This is a genomic window from Arthrobacter sp. ISL-85 (genome assembly GCF_018613675.1).
Lineage (GTDB): Bacteria > Actinomycetota > Actinomycetes > Actinomycetales > Micrococcaceae > Arthrobacter.
Genome location: NZ_JAGGPQ010000001.1, coordinates 154,508 through 169,998, shown reverse-complemented (window position 1 = coordinate 169,998; position 15,491 = coordinate 154,508). Strand labels below are relative to the sequence as shown.

The window sequence follows — 15,491 nt, the reverse complement described above, 5'->3', positions numbered from 1 at the left end:
GGCGGTGGCAGCATCGGGGCGCGGGGAAGTAGGCTCGATCAAGGCTCGTAGCTCCTGACTTGATGAATGCGTAGAGAACATCCATCACAGCAGGGCTACGAGCCCTTCAGCTTTCAAGACACGGAACCCGTTTCACCACCAAACACGAAGAGCCGCCAAATGAGCCATGCAGAGAAGGGCGCAAGCCACCCCGTAGCAGTAATTTCCGAAAATTGAAAAACCCCGCCCCGCCTGGCGGCGGGAGCGGGGTTTCGGCGGAGCTAAAGGCAGCCCTAGGAATTTGCCTTTTGGTAGGCTTCCTGGATTTCTGCCTGAATTCGGCCGCGGCTGTTAACGGTGTAACCGTTATCCCGCGCCCATTGCCGGATTTGCGCCGAATCGTGGCTGCGGCCCCCCGCGGCTGCCTTGGCCCGCTGGACGCGGCCTCCGGATGCCTTACGCGCGGCAGTAGTGAACCTCTCCAATGAAGACCGAAGTTCTGCGGCATTCGATGCCGACAGGTCTATCTCGTAGTTGACCCCATCGAGGCCAAACTTAACATTCTCGTCAGCGGATCCCCCATCCAGATCATCAACGAGGATGATGTTTACTTTCTGTGCCATTTAGGTCTTCCTCTTGCTGGAAAGTTCGGTTTTCAGAAAAGCAGGATGTTTCCCAAAAAAAGTATGACTCTTATCTTGGCAACGCGTCAAAGCGCCTAATGGTTCCTTGGGGATAAAACCGGAAAGTTGGGGGTTTATCTATTTGGATTCCGAACCCGGGTGCTCCGTGGGCTGCACCGGGAGGGCATCCGCTTCGGCCTGGGCGCGGGCTTCCGCCTGCCGCTCGGCCTTGTCCGCATTGAAGATTGCTTTCATGGCGAACCAGAAAAGCAGGCCCACCACCAGTGAGGGAAGAATCACTGCTACGTATTCCATGATCAGTGCCCTTCGGGCTTCAGCAGGGGGAACAGGATGGTTTCGCGGATTCCGGCTCCGGTGAAGAGCATCACCAGCCGGTCGATGCCCAGGCCGATGCCGCCCATGGGGGGAGCCCCGTATTCCAGGGCACGGAGGAAGTCCTCGTCAAGCTGCATGGCCTCGACGTCGCCGGCGGCTGCGTGCATGGACTGTTCGGTGAGCCTCTCGCGCTGGATGACGGGGTCGATCAGCTCCGAGAACGCGGTGCCGCGCTCCATGCCGCCGATGATCAGGTCCCAGGCCTCGATCAGGCGGCCGTCCTCGCGGTGCGGGCGGGCCAGCGGCTGCGCGGACGGCGGGTAGTCGTAGACGAACGTGGGGTTCAGCAGCGTGGGTTCCACGATTTCACCAAAGAGCTCCACCACCAGCTTCTCGGCGTCCCACTTGGGGTCCACCTTGACGTCGTGCTTGACTGCAAGCCCGCGAAGCACCTCGACGGACGTGTCCGGCGTGATTTCCTGCCCAACGGCGTCGGAAAGTCCGGGGTAGACGGCCAGCCAGGTCCACTCGCCGTCGAGGTTGATCTCGCCTGCCTCGGTCTGCAGGAGGCGTCCGGCACCCATGGCGTCCGCCGCGTCGAGGATGATTTCCTTGATCCGCTCCGCCATGACGAACTGGTCTGCCCACGCCTCGTAGCACTCAAGGGTGGTGAATTCGGGGCTGTGGGTGGAGTCCACGCCCTCGTTGCGGAACACGCGGCCCATGTCGTAGACGCGGTCGATCCCGCCCACCACGGCGCGCTTGAGGTACAGCTCAGTGGCGATGCGCAGGGTCATCTTCTGGTCGAAGGCGTTCATGTGGGTCTCGAACGGACGGGCAAGCGCGCCGCCGTGGACCAGCTGCAGGATGGGCGTCTCCACTTCCACGTAGCGGTGCCGGAACAGCGTCTCGCGGATGGAGCGGGTGATGGCCGCGCGGGTGTAGACCATTTCGCGGGCCTCATCGCGGACCATCAGGTCAACGTAGCGCTGGCGGACGCGGGTTTCCTCGTTCAGGTCCGCGTGCAGGACGGGCAACGGCCGCAGGGCCTTGGAGGCCATGGACCAGGACTCGGCCATGACGGAGAGCTCGCCGCGGCGGGAGGAGATCACCTCGCCCCTGATGAAGACATGGTCGCCAAGGTCCACCAGGGCCTTCCAGTCCGCGAGCGCTTCCTCACCCACGTTGGCCAGGCTCAGCATGGCCTGCAACCGGGTTCCCTTGCCGTCCGTGCCGCCTTCCTGCAGGGTGGCGAAGCAGAGCTTTCCGGTGTTCCGGACAAAGACCACGCGGCCGGTCACGCCTACGGTGTCACCGGTGGTGTCGTCCGCCTCAAGGTGGGCGTACTTTTCCCGGATCTCGGCAAGGGAATGCGTGCGTTCCACTCCCACGGGGTACGCCTCCGTGCCGCGCTCAAGAAGTTTGGCCCGCTTTTCCATGCGGATCCGCATCTGCTCGCTGGCATCGATGGGCTCTGGGGCATTCTTGGGCGCGGGGGTGTTTTGGGAAGTCACAATCATCAAGTTTACCGGGGATTGGGTTCCCGGACTGTCAGCTGCCCCGCAGGCTTGCACCCTAGGATGGGCGGGTGAAAGAACGGGTACTTCCAACGCACGACGGCGGCAGGCTGGCTTTATACAGCTACGGAACCGATGACGCGCCCGGGGAAAAGCGGGTGCTGCTGATCGGCGGTGCGTTCCTCACGGCGCTGATCTACCGGCCGTTCGCCGTTGCCCTGGCGAAAGGCCTGGGTGACGGCTGGGCTGTTGACGTGTACGACCGCCGCGGGCGGGGCAACTCGTCAGAACAGCCCGCGGACTACTCCATGGCCACCGAGATCGAGGATGTACGGACTGTGCTCAAAGCCACCGGCGGCCGGAACATCCTCGGCCACAGCCTGGGCGGATCGGTGGCTTTGAACGCCGTCCAGGAGTTCACCGGGACAGCTTTCGTTCCGGACAAGCTCGCCGTGTACGACGCGGCGGTGAATATCGATGGCAGCATCGACACCGCGTGGCTGGATGGATTCGAGGACGCCGTCAACAACGGCAGGGTGGGGCACGCGCTGGCGCACATGAAGAGGGCCACCAGCCCGGGTTCAGCCATGGCCAGGATCCCGGACCCGGTCCTGGCTGGCCTGATGGCGGTGTTGTCGCGGACCAAGGTCAACAGGATGTTCCAGCAGGTCATGCCCAGTGGCGTGGGTGAGCTGAGGGCGGCCTACGACGAAAAGGACCACGCCAGGGATTTCAGCGTGCTGCCCGCGGGGACCCATTTCATGGCGGGTGGAAAGAGTCCCAGCTATTACAGGGTGACGGCGGAACGGCTCCATGCGGCCGTCCCGGGGAGCACCTACCAGCTCTCCCCCAAGTGCTTCCACGGGTCCATCCCCGCCGCTGTCAACGAACTGGTGACGGCTATTTCCGCGTACTTCAGGGACGGGCAGCCGGACGGGGAGTCCCGCCCCGACGCCACAGGTGCTATCCCCGTTCCCCGCGGCTGAACCCGGCGAGCGTACTCGCGTCCGGGGTGCCCCGCCCGGCTTGCTCGGCTAGGCTCGGAACATGACGCGAGAGAACATCAGGACCCCCGACGGCGGCACTGTGGAGCTCTTCTCCACGGGCGCGGAACTGGCTTCGGCAGGTTCGGGCGTGGTGGTGGTGCCGCCCTCCATGGTGACGGCCGCGGACTACACGAAGTTTGCCCAGAAGCTGAGCGCCGCCCTGGGCCGGCCGGTGCACACGTTCAACCGGCGCGGCCGCGGCTCGTCGTCGCCCCAGCCTGAGGACTACACGCTGGACGTTGACATCCGGGACCTGGACACCGTCATGAAGCACACGTCCAGCACGGATGTCTTTGGCCACAGCTTCGGCGGTGCGGTTGCCCTGCACGCCGCGCGGACCCTGCCGGTGGAACGGCTCGCCGTCTACGATCCCGCGGTCTCCGTGAACGGCAGCGTCACTGCCGACTGGATCGTGGAGTATGAGCGGGCCATCAGCGCCGGCGACGATGACCGCGCCCTCGCCGTGATCCAGCGCGGCCTGGAGGCCGGCGGGGCGTTCTCGTCGCGCATGCCGCTTTCCATGCTCACGCTGGCCAACAAGCTGACGGCCGGCACCAGCGAAGGAAAGCAGCAGCGTGAGCTGATGCGCACCGGCGTCCGCGAGATCAAGGCGATCATTGCCGCGGATATGCCCGCCGAGCCGTTCCAGGCACTCCCCCTGGAGACGCTGATTGTTGTGGGCGAAAAGAGCCCGGCCTACTTCGGCATCGCCTGCGGCCAGATCCATGACGTGCTCTCCGGCTCCAGCTACACCATCCTGCCCGGTTTCGGCCACGACGGCGCCATCAAGGCTCCGGACAAGCTCATCAAGGAACTCAGCGACTTCTTCGCCGGCTAGTACGGCTTGTGCTAATGTCCTGCGCCGTGGCCCGGGCCGCCGCCTTCGGTCTTGCGCATCATCGCTGACAGTACGACGGCGGCAAGGGCTATGACTGTTGCCGTCATGAAGGCGGCGCTCATCCCTGCGACGAGTCCCGACGTCGCACTCACCACCGCGAAAATGGACACCAGCAGAGCCGTGCCCGCAGCGCCGGCCACCTGCTGGGTGGTGCTCATGATCGCCGAGCCGTGCGAGTACAGGTGCGGCGGCAACGGGTTCAGGCCGGTGGTGAAGGCGGGAGTGAACAGCAGCGCCAGCCCGAAACTCAGCCCCACGTGCAGGGTGATGATCCACCAAACTGCGGTGCCGGCGTCGAGCATGGAAAACTGCCAGAGCGTTACCACCATCAGGATGGACCCGGTGACCGTGAGGGGAAGCGGGCCAACCTTGTCGAATGCGCGCCCGATGACCGGGCCCAGCAGTCCCATGGCCAAGCCGCCGGGAAGCAGCGCCAGCCCGGTTTCCAGCGAGCCGAGGCCGCGGACTTGCTGCAGGTACAGCGGCAGCAGGATAACCCCGCCGAACAGCGCCATCATGGCCACCACCATCAGCAGCACTGAGACGGTGAACATCCGGAGCTTGAAGGCGCGCAGATCCAGCAGCGGTGCGGCGGACTTCTGCAGCCGGACCTGGCGGAGCACGAACAGCGTCAGGGCAGCGACGCCGATGACAAGGGCTGCGATGGCGCCGGCACTGGGACCCGCCTGGCCGCCGTGGCCCCCGCCGATCTGGCTAAGCCCGTAAACCAGGCCGCCGAAGGCGGGAACAGTGAGGACGACGGACATGACGTCGAGCTTGCCCTTCTCCACCTCGCCCACATTGGTGAGGTACTTGGCGCCGATGGCCAGCGCCGCGAGGGCCACCGGCAGGACGAAGACAAACATGAAGCGCCAGGTGAAGTGCTCAAGGATCAGCCCGGACACTGTGGGGCCCATGGCCGGCGCTACCGAGATGGCAATGCTGACGTTTCCCATGACGGCGCCGCGCCTGGCCAGCGGCACCAGGGTGAGGATGGTGGTCATCAGCAGCGGCAGCATGATGGCGGTGCCGCCCGCCTGGACAATGCGCGCCAGGAGCAGGACCTCGAACCCGGGGGCCACTGCGGCAAGGGCTGTTCCGCCGGCGAAAAGTCCCATCGCCAGCATGAAGACGGCCCGCGTGGAAAGGCGCTGCAGGATGAAGCCGGTGGTGGGGATGACAACGGCCATGGTGAGCATGAAGCCGGTGGACAGCCACTGGACGGTGGGTGCGTCCACCCGGAGGTCCACCATGAGCCGCTGCAGGGCGACATTCATGATGGTCTCATTGAGGATCACCACGAACGTCGCCACCAGCAGCGTACTGATGATCGTCACGGACTCCCGGGACATCTTCTCCGGCGCAGCGGGCTGGATTCCTTGGATAGGGACGGACTCGCCGCTTGTATTCGGAGAGGTCTCGGTAGACATGGGTGTTCCCTCAGGGGTGGTTTAAGAGTGATGCGCGGCCGGCGCCGCTGAAGATTCCAACACTCTACCGGCTGGAGTAATTCCTCCGCACGGGTTTCTTTACCCCTGATGGAACACTAGGGGTTTTGCCCTAGGCAGTCTGGCCTGCGTGCTGGCCTTCGGAGATCTCCTCCACCAGCTTGTTGTTGAACGCGGGGAGGTCATCCGGGTTACGGCTGGTCACGAGGCCCTGGTCCACCACCACTTCCTGGTCAGTCCAGTTGGCGCCGGCGTTCTTCAGGTCGGTTTCGAGCGTGAAGTAGGACGTAACGTTCCGGCCCCTGATCACCCCCGCCTCGATCAGCAGCCACGGTCCGTGGCAGATGGACGCCACCGGCTTGTGCTGTTCGAAGAAGCTTCGGGTGAAGCTCTGCGCGTCTTTGTCCACCCGTAGGTGGTCGGCGTTGACCACGCCGCCCGGAAGTACCAGGGCGTCGAAGTCGGAGGCGTTGGCTTCTGCCACCGTGAGGTCCACGTCAAAGGTGTCGCCCTTGTCCGTCCCCTTGTAGCCCTGCAGCTTGCCGCTCTTGGGAGCCACCAGGGTCGGCTCGCCACCGGCATCCTTCACGGCCTGCCAGGGGCTGGTGAGCTCCACCTGTTCCACGCCGTCAGTCAGCAGGAATGCCACCTTCTTGCCCGCGATGCTGTGCTCTGACATTTTTACTCCTCACTGGAGGGGGCCGCGCGGCCTTTGGGCGCGCCGAGTCCCGCTCGAGAGTTGATTGCCTTACGTCTTCCAGCCTAGGAAAGGGAAAAGTAATAAGCAAGCTGACTATTGGGTTAATCCCCGCGCGGACAGATCCCGATGCGCAGATTCCATTTCGCGCCGGGTACTTTCGGCGCGAAAAGGAACATCCGCAGCGAGAATTCGTACGACGGCGGGACCCGGCCTCGGTTCCGGGTCGCCGTGGGCAGTTTCGGGGCTTGGCGGCTGGCGGCCCGTCCTAAATGTCAGTGGGTCGATGGATGATGTTCCTATGGGAAGCAGCAGCGGTGTTGGGGTGGTTTTGGAGGGTGTTCGTGCCTCTGTTGCTGCCCTTGATGCGCTGGACCGTGAAGACGCATTCCTTGCTGGCGGAGTTGGTATTGGTTCCGGGGTGGATGTGTTGCAGCGGCGGTATGAGATCCGGCTGGAGCGGCTGGAACTGACGTCCCGGCTGGAGGCCCAGTTGGCCGCGGTGAAAGCCCGGGACGCGGCCGAAGCCGTCGGGTTTCAGCAGGAGATGACGCCGCCCGATGCCTCGGTCCAGGACCGCACCTACGCTGAGATGTCCGTTGTTGAGGAAATCGCCGGGGTCCTCACTGTGAGTTCCGCGGCCGCGAGCGTTTTGGTGGAGCAGTCCCGCCGGATCTGCGCCCTGCCACCGGTTCTTGAGGCCCTGTCCGCCGGGGCCATGTCCTGGCAGCACGCGAAGATCATCGCGGACGAGACCGAAGGCCTCAGCCCTGGGGGCGCGGTGTCGTTGGTGGCGCACTTCTTCGACCCTGACGAGCCCCGCCCGGCCCGCGGCGCAGCCCCCGGTGAACTCATTCCGTCCCGGTTCCGGGCCAAGGTCCGTGCGTGGCGGGAACGGCACCACCCCGAATCCATTGAAAAGAGGCATGCGAAGGGGGTGGCGGACCGGCGGATGGAATACACCCCGGACCGCGACGGCATGGCCTGGCTCTCCCTCTACCTGCCCGGGGACACCGCGTGCGCCATCTGGAACCGCACCACCGCGACCGCCCGCGGCCTCCAAAGCCCCGACGAACCCCGCACCCTCACCCAACTCCGCCCCGACATCGCCGCATCCCTCCTCCTCCGCTCAGGCAGCTCCACGGAAACCGGCAATACCAAGGGCACGCAGAGCGTTACCGAGATCGGGAAAGTCCCCACCCCGCGGGCCGACGTCCTGGTCACCGTGCCCGTGTTCTCCCTGCTCGGCCTGACCGATGAGCCCGCCAGGCTGGACGGTCTGGGCCCGATTCCGGTGTCGACGGCCCGCAAACTCGTGGCCGACGGGACGGACTCGTTCTACCGGGTCCTGGTCGACCCCAGGGACGGTGCACCCCTGGAGATCGGCCGCACGAGCTACCGGCTCACGGAGGTCATCAAGCGCTGGATCAGGATGCGCGACCGCAAATGCACCTTCCCCGGCTGCACCAACCGCACCCCCGACAACGAAACAGACCACCTTCAAGCCTGGGCACACGGCGGAACCACTGGGGCCAGCAACCTGGGCCAGGTCTGCCCGAAACATCACAGGCTCAAACACAACGGCACGTGGACACCCGATCCGGCAACCGAGAAAGAACCACCCGGCTGGACCTCACCCACCGGCCGCCACTACAAACCCGAACACCCCAACCCCGAACCAACCCGCTGGCCGCAATGGCTCACGCCCACCGGACTCCTGGCTGAAGAAGCCAACTTCGAAGACCTCCTGCGCCGGGAACCAGACGACGACAGCCTCGTGGACCTCAACGACCTGTCACCTGAGGATCCCGTCTGGGCAGAATACTTCGAAAAGCCATTCGCCCTGTCCGCGGACTTCGCCAATGTCGGGCGGTAGGGTACCCACGTTGGCACTAGTGCATTCCGGGTAGGCGAGGTTATGCTTCGCCAATGGGGAAAGCAGGTGATCGGCTGGGTCCGCTGAACTGGACGTTCTAGAAGCCCGGAGATTCTTGAGCATGGCGACTCGTCGCTTCCTGCGATCGGTGGCAGGCGCAGCAGCATTGATGCTGTTGTGCGGGTGTCAGGCAAACGGAGGTTCTCCCACCGGTCGCGTTTCAGATTCAGCAGCTGTTCCCCCTGTGGGCTCGCCGTATAACCTCCACACGCACTGTGGCATCCATGAAGCACTGGTCGAGGGTACATACTTTGTGGCTGACGAAGCGCTGGACGACGGCCAAGGCAATCCCCCTGCGGGGTGGGACAATCCCTATCAGGCCGGCACGATCTCGGTGATGGGTTCAGAGGCCACGTTCCAGGATGCCTCTGGCCACTCAGTGACCTTCCATTCGCGCCCTGGTGCTACAGGTTTCCTCAGAACCTGCTCCTGAGCCACCTCCCGGCTGCCCCTTTTCTCCTCAGTGGATGGCGGGCGGCTTGCTGCCGGGCGCGGCCCGCTAAGCCTTGTGGTGCTCGATCAGCCAGCCCGCCATCTGCCGGGCGCGCTTCCCGGCGTCCAGGTCGCCACCCGTAGCCGAGATGATGGACCCCTTCATCAGGATCTGCCAGGAACGTGCAAACCCTGCAGGGTCCACAAGCCCGGCTTCTTCGGCCAACGCCTGCACATGGCCCCGCAGTTTTGCCAGGTAATTGATACTGGCCTGGCCCAGCGGGTGCGAAGGTCCCATCTCCAGCAGAACCTGGATGAAGGTGCTCCCTTCAAAATCATCGCGCCGGAACCATTCCCCCAGGACATCGAAGATCGCCAGCAGGCGCTCAACCGGCGTCTGGCCCTGCCGCCGCGCCTGGGACACAATGGCTTCAACGGTCCACAGCTTGTCCCGCTGCTCCAGGAACGCCAAGACCAGCGAGTCCTTTGACGGGAAATGCCGGTAGAAGGTGGCCTTCGCCACTCCTGAGCGCTCAATAAGCTCATTGACGCCCACGTCCCGGATTCCGCGGCGTGAGAACAGCTCATAGGCGACCAAAAGGATCCGCTCCACGGACTTGGCGCTGCCCTCCGGGGATGCCACCTGGGATGGCGCGTCAGATATCGGGACCTTCGCCTCTGTGCTCATAGGACTTGAAGTCTACCGCAGGGGGAGACAGACCGGTCTTTCCCGCTGTAGTGTTTCCCCTACGCAGTTCTTTAGAACACCGCAAGGGCGCACCCAAGGGGGTGGCCATTTGGAGCAAGGAGGCCCCAATGTCAGCAGAGCGGATGTTCCAAAGTGTCCCGTCGGACCCGGATCCCTGGATGTCCAGTGATACGCCCGCTGAGGTCAGGGAGTTCGCCATAGAGTCACTCCGGTGGCAGGCGCAGGAAATCATCGATGAGCTGCTTGGCGGCCAGGATCCAGGTGAAGAGCTTGCGCGGGCCCGCCTCCGCCGCTGCGTCGCCAGGAACCCGGGCCGGCCAGAACGCGCACTGCTCGAACAGCTCATGATCAACCGGGACCACTCAGGCCTGTAACGGGAGCGGACCAGGCATGCGCCGCGGCTGGAGCGGCAGCTATGAATTCAGCGGAAGGTTGTCGATCAGCCGCACCGGGCCCACCTTGGCGGCTATGAGCGCCAGGGCCTCACCGCGAAAGGGTGTTTCCCGGCAGTTTTCGGCCAGCGGCTCGAGGGTTCCCGGGTTCACCACGTCGAAGTAGTCCAGTTCCACCAAGGGCTGGGATTCCACCAGCGCCAGCGCGGAATCAAGGTCCAGCGGCTCATGCGCGTTCGCCCGCCCTTCCAGCAGCCGCAGGGCCCTGGACAGGACCAGCGCGGCGTCCCGCTCGGCATCGGACAGGAAGCGGTTCCGGCTGGACAGCGCCAGGCCGTCCTCCGCGCGGACAGTGGGCACGCCCACAATCTCCACGGGGAAGTTCAGGTCCGAAACCATCCGCCGGACCAGTGCCAATTGTTGGGCGTCTTTTTGGCCAAAGTAGGCCCGGTAGGCCGGCAGGCTGCCGCCGGCAGAACCCACGGTGCCCGCCGGAAGGCCTGCCGCCGGCATTCCGTAGTGCAGCAGCTTGGCCACAACGGTCAGGGCGCCATCGAAGTGTCCGGGCCGGGAGGCACCCTCCCATTTCTCCCCCAGGCGGCCGGACGTGACCCGCACCAAGGGCTGCCCGCCCGGGTACACCTCTTCCACTGAGGGAGCGAACGCCAGATCAACGCCCTGCTCCTCCAGCAGGGCAAGGTCTGCGTCAAGCGTCCGCGGATAGCGGTCCAGGTCCCCGGCGTCGCCGAACTGCAGCGGGTTGACGAAGATGCTGGCCACCACCACATCGTTCTGCTCGACGGCGGTGCGCGCCAACGTTGCATGGCCTTCGTGGAGCGCACCCATGGTGGGCACCAGGCCCTGCGAGACACCTGTTTTGGTGGCGAGCAAGCGGGCGCTTTCGGCTTTCAGGCCGGCCACGGTGGTGACGAGTTGAATGGGCATTCAGTCTTCCTTCGGGTCGAGGGCCGCGTGAAGCCCCTTCAGCTGGTCAGGTTTCAGCAGCCCGCGCCCTTCAGCGCGGAGGGCAGTGGCACGGGCCATCGCAAGGTAGGCAGCCAGCACGTCGCCGTGCCCGCCGCCGTCGAACTCCCGTAACGCCTCAGCATGCGCCCGCACGGTCCCCACGTCCCCGCGGGCAACCGGCCCGGTCAACGCCGACTCCCCCGAGGCCAGCGCATTCTCCAGTGTGGCCCGCAGCAGCGGACCCAGCATGCGGTCAGGCGATTCCACACCCACCTCCCGGAGGAGCTGCGACGACTGTGCCACCAAGGTGACCAGGTGGTTGGAACCATGAGCGAGGGCCGCGTGGTAGAGCGTCCGGTCGGCCTCGGCGATGGCCACGGGCTCCGCCCCCATCTCCACCACCAGCGCCTGGGCGATGGGGAGCATGGCGGCATCGGCCGTCACGCCGAAGGTGCAGTCGAGCAGCCGGGTGAGGTCCAGGCTCATGCCCGTAAACGTCATGGCCGGGTGCAGCGCCAGCGGAACTGCGCCGGCGGCACGGACCGGATGCAGCACGCCTACGCCGAACCGGCCCGAGGTATGCGCCACGAGCTGTCCCGGCTGCCAGGCCCCGAGCTTCGCCAGCCCCTCCACCAAATCCGGCAGCGCGTCGTCGGGCACCGCCAGCAGCACCAGTTCCGCACGCTCAACAATGTCCTGCACTTCAAGGATGGGCACGCCGGGGAGCAGTGTTTCAGCCCGCTCCCGGCTTGCATCGGAGACAGCTGACACGCCCACGACAGCGTGCTCGGCGGCGCGCAGGGCCGCGCCGAGCACGGCCCCCACCTTGCCGGCACCGATGATTCCGACGCCGAGGCGTCCGGGCTTAACCATGCTGCTGGCCTTCCTGTTGGTAATGGGTGCGGGCTTCAATGGCTGGCGTCCCGGAGGGCTGTGCCCCGGCCAATGGAGCGCCAGGCGCAGGCGGGGCTGGCACCGGCGCAGGCTCAACCGCCGGAACAACCTGCAGCAACCATTGTTCGGTGGTTTGCCGCTTCCTGGCCAGCCGGGCGCGCGCCGACTGTTCGTCGAAGAGTTGCCTGGCCTCGTCCAGACCCGCCTGGGTCAGCCGGGGGGCAACGGGGCCGGCCGTCGTATGCAGGACCAGGTCCGCCACCCGGAACCGCCGCGCCAGCGGCCCCTGGTGGAGGGCCAGTGACTGCGTCCGTTGGTGCGGTACCAGCACTAGCTCCCGCCACCAGCGCCCCGAGCGGATCAGCAGCGCCGTGTCCGTAGCGGCAAAACCGTTACGTCGCCAGGCCAGGGGTGCCAGCAGCCGCGCCCGCCGCGGCGTGGTGACGAACCCGCCGTCGGAATCCCTGCCGCTGAGTCCAGCCGCAAACACAGCCGCAGGCTTTTCCGTCCCAGGGTCCGGCAGGACCAGGGAGAGCATGGCCATGACATCGCCGAGCTTGCCCACCGGCAGGAGGATGGTCCTGGTGTTGCCCTCCACCGCGTTGCCGGACGTCCCATAGCCGGCGGCGTTCACCTGCATTCGGTACCAGCCGAACGGACGCCACAGCGGAGGCTGGGCAATCTTTACGGCCTGGATGCGGCCAGGCGGAAGCGTCTGTGCCTGTGTGTCCAGCAGCCCGTACCGCAGCCGGATCCCGTCGGGCGAAACGGCGGCCGTGAAGTTGTAGCCCTTGTTGAAGAAGTTCCAATAGCCCGCCGCGAGTCCCAGTGCGGCGGGCACCAGGTAGAAGTAGAAGGCGCGGTTGTCCGTCAGCGCGGACAGGAGCACCGAAGCGAAGCCGCCCACCACAATAAAGAAGCTTTGCTCGCTCAACAGGAGCGATCCGATAAGGCGCGACGGCGGCACGCTGAGTACCGGGAATTCCGGCGCCTCGGGCACGCGCGGGCCAAAGTACGCTGCCGCTGACGTGCCGCCGGGACCTGCAAACGCCTCGGCATCAACGCCGGCTGCGGGGGCCGTGCCGGGACTGGCTGCAGCTCCGGAAGCACCCGCCAGGATGGTGGCGCGCAGCTGGCGGGCGTCGCCAATCCTGAGGTAGGCCAGGCGCATAGCGGATTCGCCGGCGTCGGCAACCTCGAACTTGAGTTCAGCCAGGCCAAAGATGCGGGCCAGCAGGGGCTGCACGATGTCAATGGCCTGCACCCGGTCCAGCCGCGCCTGCCGGTGCTGCCGGAAGAGGAGCCCGGTGTTGACCCGGACATAGCCGCCGGAGACCTGGTACTTCGTGAAGTACCAGGTCAGGACGAACCCGAGGACTGCAACGGCCAGCACCAGTGCCCCACCACCCAGGAGCCAGGGCGCGCGCCTGGCAAACCCGTCCTCGAAGACGGGCTGGCCTTGGAGTGTCCGCTCAAACAGGTCTCGGCCAAAGAAAAACAGGATGGCGGCCAGGGCAACCCAGCCGCGGACGAAAGGTGAGGCAGGATGCACCCGCAGCCATTCGCCGTCGGGCGCTCCTTCTGTTTCCTGGCTGGCTGCAGCAGGTGGGAGAGCCTGCGTCCCGGGAAGCGGATCCCCAGTAGTCACAGTCCTGCCAACCTGGCTTCGCCGCGTGCGGCCAGCTGTTCCCGGAGGCGCGCACCTTCCGCTGCCGGGAGGCCGGGAATGCGCGCGTGGGTTCCGGGGGACGCTGTGTGCAGCTTTACGGTACACAGGCCCAGCCCGCGCTCCACAGGCCCCACGGCGATGTCCACATACTGCATGCGGCCGTACGGGACAGCCATGGTGCGCTGGAAGAAGATGCCGCTTCTGACCAGCAGGTCGTCGTCGCGCTCGGCGTAGCCGATGGCCCGGACCTGGCGGGGGATCAGGACCAGCCGCCATAAAGCGACCAGCAGGGTGGCGGCCGGAACGGTGACGGCCACCCACAGCGGCGGCCACCGCCACCAGCCCAGGAGGACGAACACCAGCGGCGCGGACAGGACCAGCACCGTGACGAGGTTGGCCAAGGCCCATTCGACCAAACGGACCGTTACGTACTTCGATGACACCCGCTGCCAGGCAATACCCGGCGGGTCAATCGCCTCGGTATGCATATTCGCCTTCCCCCGCGGCTTCCCCGCGGGCGGCCCGGCCCTTCTTTCCCTCGACGCCGTTGGTGTCGCCATCTTCGGGCGGGATCCTGCAGAACTTCTCCACGACGAGCCCCACCACGATCATCACCAGGCCGCCACCGGCCATGGCCAGGGCCAGCCACGTGATGCCCTGGTCGCTGCGCAGGCTCCAGATCCGCAACTGGTCCAGGAAGATGCCCACGTGCCACCCCAGCAGCACCGTTCCGGCGTACGCGCACGCCTGCGCCAGTACCAGGGTCCGGGCGGCCAGGAGCGGATCCAACTGCGTCTTCCTGGCCGTGCTGTTGGGCTTGTTGCTGTTGCGCCACCGCAGGATCCGGATGCCAAGGATAAGCGTGATGATGACGATGACACCCATGGTGGCCAAGGCGGTGGCCGGAAGGACAGGCGTGGCAATGCTGTACCGGCTGGTAACAACCGTGGCCGCCCACCCTGCGACGGCGAGGATGACGCAGATCAGCAGCAGGCGCAGGGGGTTGATGGGCTTCATCGCTCCTCCACCGCTCCCGCCGTCGGCATGCCGTCGAAGTCCCCGAACCCGTCGAATGGGGCCAGGTCCTGAAAATCGTCCGCCTGGACGGCCAGTGTGCTGATCCGTTCACCGTTCAACGTGGCGGCCGGTTCGATGAGCGACCACGGGTAGAGGACGAACGCGCGGGAGGCTGCCCGGGGGTGCGGGATGGTCAGGGCGGGGTCGTCACTGCGGAGCTCATCGTAGGTGATGATGTCGACGTCGAGCGTCCGCGGCCCCCAACGGACCTCGCGGACGCGGAGGTGCTTGTTCTCCACCGCCTGGCAGTGTTCCAACAGTTCCTGCGGCGTCAGGATGGTTTCCACGGTGATGACCATGTTCAGGAAGTCCGGCTGCCCGGACGGACCGCCCACGGCCTTGGTCTGGACTATCGGCGACACAGCGAGGAGACGGACCTCCGGGGGATCCACCAGGTCCGCCACAGCCTCTGTCAGAGTCTCGTTCCGTTCGCCAAGGTTGCTTCCCAGGGCCAGCACGGCCTTGGTGTAGATCCCGTTCATGCCTGCGCCCCGGACAGCGCAGAGGCGGCGGGGACGCGTTCCCGGTGGACTGAAACTGCCACGTCACCGAAAGGGACCTCGATGGGGGCCTGGGGCTTATGGACGGTGATGTCCACGGCCTGGAGGGTGAATTCGGCCAGGAGGCTATCGGCGATGCGCACCGCGAGTGCCTCGATGAGGTTCAGGGGCTCCCCGGTGATCCAGTCGGTAATACGCTGCGCCACCTCACCGTAGTGGGCGGTGTCCCGGACGTCGTCGGACTGAGCCGCCTCGGTGAAGTCCAGGTGGAGCACGGCGTCCACCACGAAGGGCTGGCCGTCCCGGCGTTCGAAGTCGAAGACGCCGTGATGGCCGACGGCGGTCACTCCGGTCAGCGTAATCCTGTCCATG

Annotated in this window: 17 protein-coding genes; 4 read left to right on the top strand and 13 right to left on the bottom strand. The window is 65.7% G+C overall.

The window, feature by feature from the left end; translation table 11 throughout:
• Positions 1 to 272: 272 nt before the first annotated feature.
• From J7I84_RS00845 to lysS, 3 genes are all read right to left on the bottom strand, one after another.
• Positions 273 to 602: an Lsr2 family protein gene (locus tag J7I84_RS00845; RefSeq protein WP_214939289.1), complete on the bottom strand. Its 330-nt coding sequence runs from the start codon at positions 600 to 602 to the stop codon at positions 273 to 275.
• A gap of 138 nt (positions 603 to 740) precedes the next feature.
• A complete protein-coding gene (locus tag J7I84_RS00840) occupies positions 741 to 917 on the bottom strand; it encodes a hypothetical protein (RefSeq protein ID WP_214939287.1) in 177 nt (58 codons plus the stop codon).
• Positions 918 to 919: 2 nt separating this feature from the next.
• Positions 920 to 2,458: a lysine--tRNA ligase gene (gene lysS / locus J7I84_RS00835; RefSeq protein ID WP_214939285.1), complete on the bottom strand. Its 1,539-nt coding sequence runs from the start codon at positions 2,456 to 2,458 to the stop codon at positions 920 to 922.
• Positions 2,459 to 2,526: 68 nt separating this feature from the next.
• Here lysS and J7I84_RS00830 point away from each other — a divergent pair, with 68 nt between their 5' ends.
• Together J7I84_RS00830 and J7I84_RS00825 are read left to right on the top strand one after the other, a co-directional pair.
• Positions 2,527 to 3,441: an alpha/beta fold hydrolase gene (locus J7I84_RS00830; protein WP_214939284.1), complete on the top strand. Its 915-nt coding sequence runs from the start codon at positions 2,527 to 2,529 to the stop codon at positions 3,439 to 3,441.
• Positions 3,442 to 3,502: 61 nt separating this feature from the next.
• Positions 3,503 to 4,339: an alpha/beta fold hydrolase gene (locus J7I84_RS00825; RefSeq protein ID WP_214939282.1), complete on the top strand. Its 837-nt coding sequence runs from the start codon at positions 3,503 to 3,505 to the stop codon at positions 4,337 to 4,339.
• Positions 4,340 to 4,350: 11 nt separating this feature from the next.
• Here the strand turns inward: J7I84_RS00825 and J7I84_RS00820 are convergent, their stop codons facing one another.
• Together J7I84_RS00820 and J7I84_RS00815 are read right to left on the bottom strand one after the other, a co-directional pair.
• Positions 4,351 to 5,829, bottom strand: coding sequence for a DHA2 family efflux MFS transporter permease subunit (locus tag J7I84_RS00820; RefSeq protein WP_214939280.1), 1,479 nt, complete (start codon positions 5,827 to 5,829; stop codon positions 4,351 to 4,353).
• 130 nt (positions 5,830 to 5,959) lie between these two features.
• On the bottom strand, positions 5,960 to 6,526 hold the full coding sequence (locus J7I84_RS00815; RefSeq protein ID WP_214939278.1) for a type 1 glutamine amidotransferase domain-containing protein: 567 nt from the start codon (positions 6,524 to 6,526) through the stop codon (positions 5,960 to 5,962).
• A gap of 319 nt (positions 6,527 to 6,845) precedes the next feature.
• Between J7I84_RS00815 and J7I84_RS00810 the strand changes: the two genes are divergently transcribed.
• Positions 6,846 to 8,420 (top strand): HNH endonuclease signature motif containing protein, encoded by a 1,575-nt coding sequence (locus J7I84_RS00810; RefSeq protein WP_214939275.1) that lies wholly within the window; start codon positions 6,846 to 6,848, stop codon positions 8,418 to 8,420.
• Between the two features lie 559 nt (positions 8,421 to 8,979).
• Here the strand turns inward: J7I84_RS00810 and J7I84_RS00805 are convergent.
• On the bottom strand, positions 8,980 to 9,600 hold the full coding sequence (locus tag J7I84_RS00805; RefSeq protein WP_214939273.1) for a TetR/AcrR family transcriptional regulator: 621 nt from the start codon (positions 9,598 to 9,600) through the stop codon (positions 8,980 to 8,982).
• Between the two features lie 128 nt (positions 9,601 to 9,728).
• On the opposite strand from J7I84_RS00805, the gene J7I84_RS00800 reads away from it, so the two are divergent.
• Complete coding sequence (locus J7I84_RS00800; protein ID WP_214939272.1) at positions 9,729 to 9,995, top strand: hypothetical protein; 267 nt, start codon at positions 9,729 to 9,731, stop codon at positions 9,993 to 9,995.
• A 39-nt stretch (positions 9,996 to 10,034) separates the two neighbouring features.
• Here the strand turns inward: J7I84_RS00800 and J7I84_RS00795 are convergent, their stop codons facing one another.
• The 7 genes from J7I84_RS00795 to folB are packed head-to-tail and all read right to left on the bottom strand — an operon-like array spanning position 10,035 to position 15,490.
• Entirely contained in the window at positions 10,035 to 10,958 is a 924-nt protein-coding gene (locus J7I84_RS00795) for a pantoate--beta-alanine ligase (protein ID WP_214939268.1), read from the bottom strand.
• Positions 10,959 to 11,852, bottom strand: a complete 894-nt coding sequence (locus tag J7I84_RS00790; protein ID WP_214939266.1) for a Rossmann-like and DUF2520 domain-containing protein — start codon at positions 11,850 to 11,852, stop codon at positions 10,959 to 10,961. It abuts the gene before it with no gap.
• Entirely contained in the window at positions 11,845 to 13,521 is a 1,677-nt protein-coding gene (locus J7I84_RS00785) for a PH domain-containing protein (RefSeq protein ID WP_214939263.1), read from the bottom strand. The genes J7I84_RS00790 and J7I84_RS00785 overlap by 8 nt, the downstream gene beginning before the upstream one ends.
• Positions 13,518 to 14,030: a PH domain-containing protein gene (locus J7I84_RS00780; RefSeq protein WP_214939260.1), complete on the bottom strand. Its 513-nt coding sequence runs from the start codon at positions 14,028 to 14,030 to the stop codon at positions 13,518 to 13,520. The genes J7I84_RS00785 and J7I84_RS00780 overlap by 4 nt, the downstream gene beginning before the upstream one ends.
• Positions 14,011 to 14,559, bottom strand: a complete 549-nt coding sequence (locus J7I84_RS00775; protein ID WP_214939257.1) for a DUF3180 domain-containing protein — start codon at positions 14,557 to 14,559, stop codon at positions 14,011 to 14,013. Before J7I84_RS00775 ends, J7I84_RS00780 begins: the two co-directional genes overlap by 20 nt.
• Positions 14,556 to 15,101: a 2-amino-4-hydroxy-6-hydroxymethyldihydropteridine diphosphokinase gene (folK, locus tag J7I84_RS00770; protein ID WP_214939254.1), complete on the bottom strand. Its 546-nt coding sequence runs from the start codon at positions 15,099 to 15,101 to the stop codon at positions 14,556 to 14,558. The genes J7I84_RS00775 and folK overlap by 4 nt, the downstream gene beginning before the upstream one ends.
• On the bottom strand, positions 15,098 to 15,490 hold the full coding sequence (gene folB, locus J7I84_RS00765) for a dihydroneopterin aldolase (protein WP_214939251.1): 393 nt from the start codon (positions 15,488 to 15,490) through the stop codon (positions 15,098 to 15,100). Before folB ends, folK begins: the two co-directional genes overlap by 4 nt.
• Between the last annotated feature and the right edge of the window lies 1 nt (position 15,491).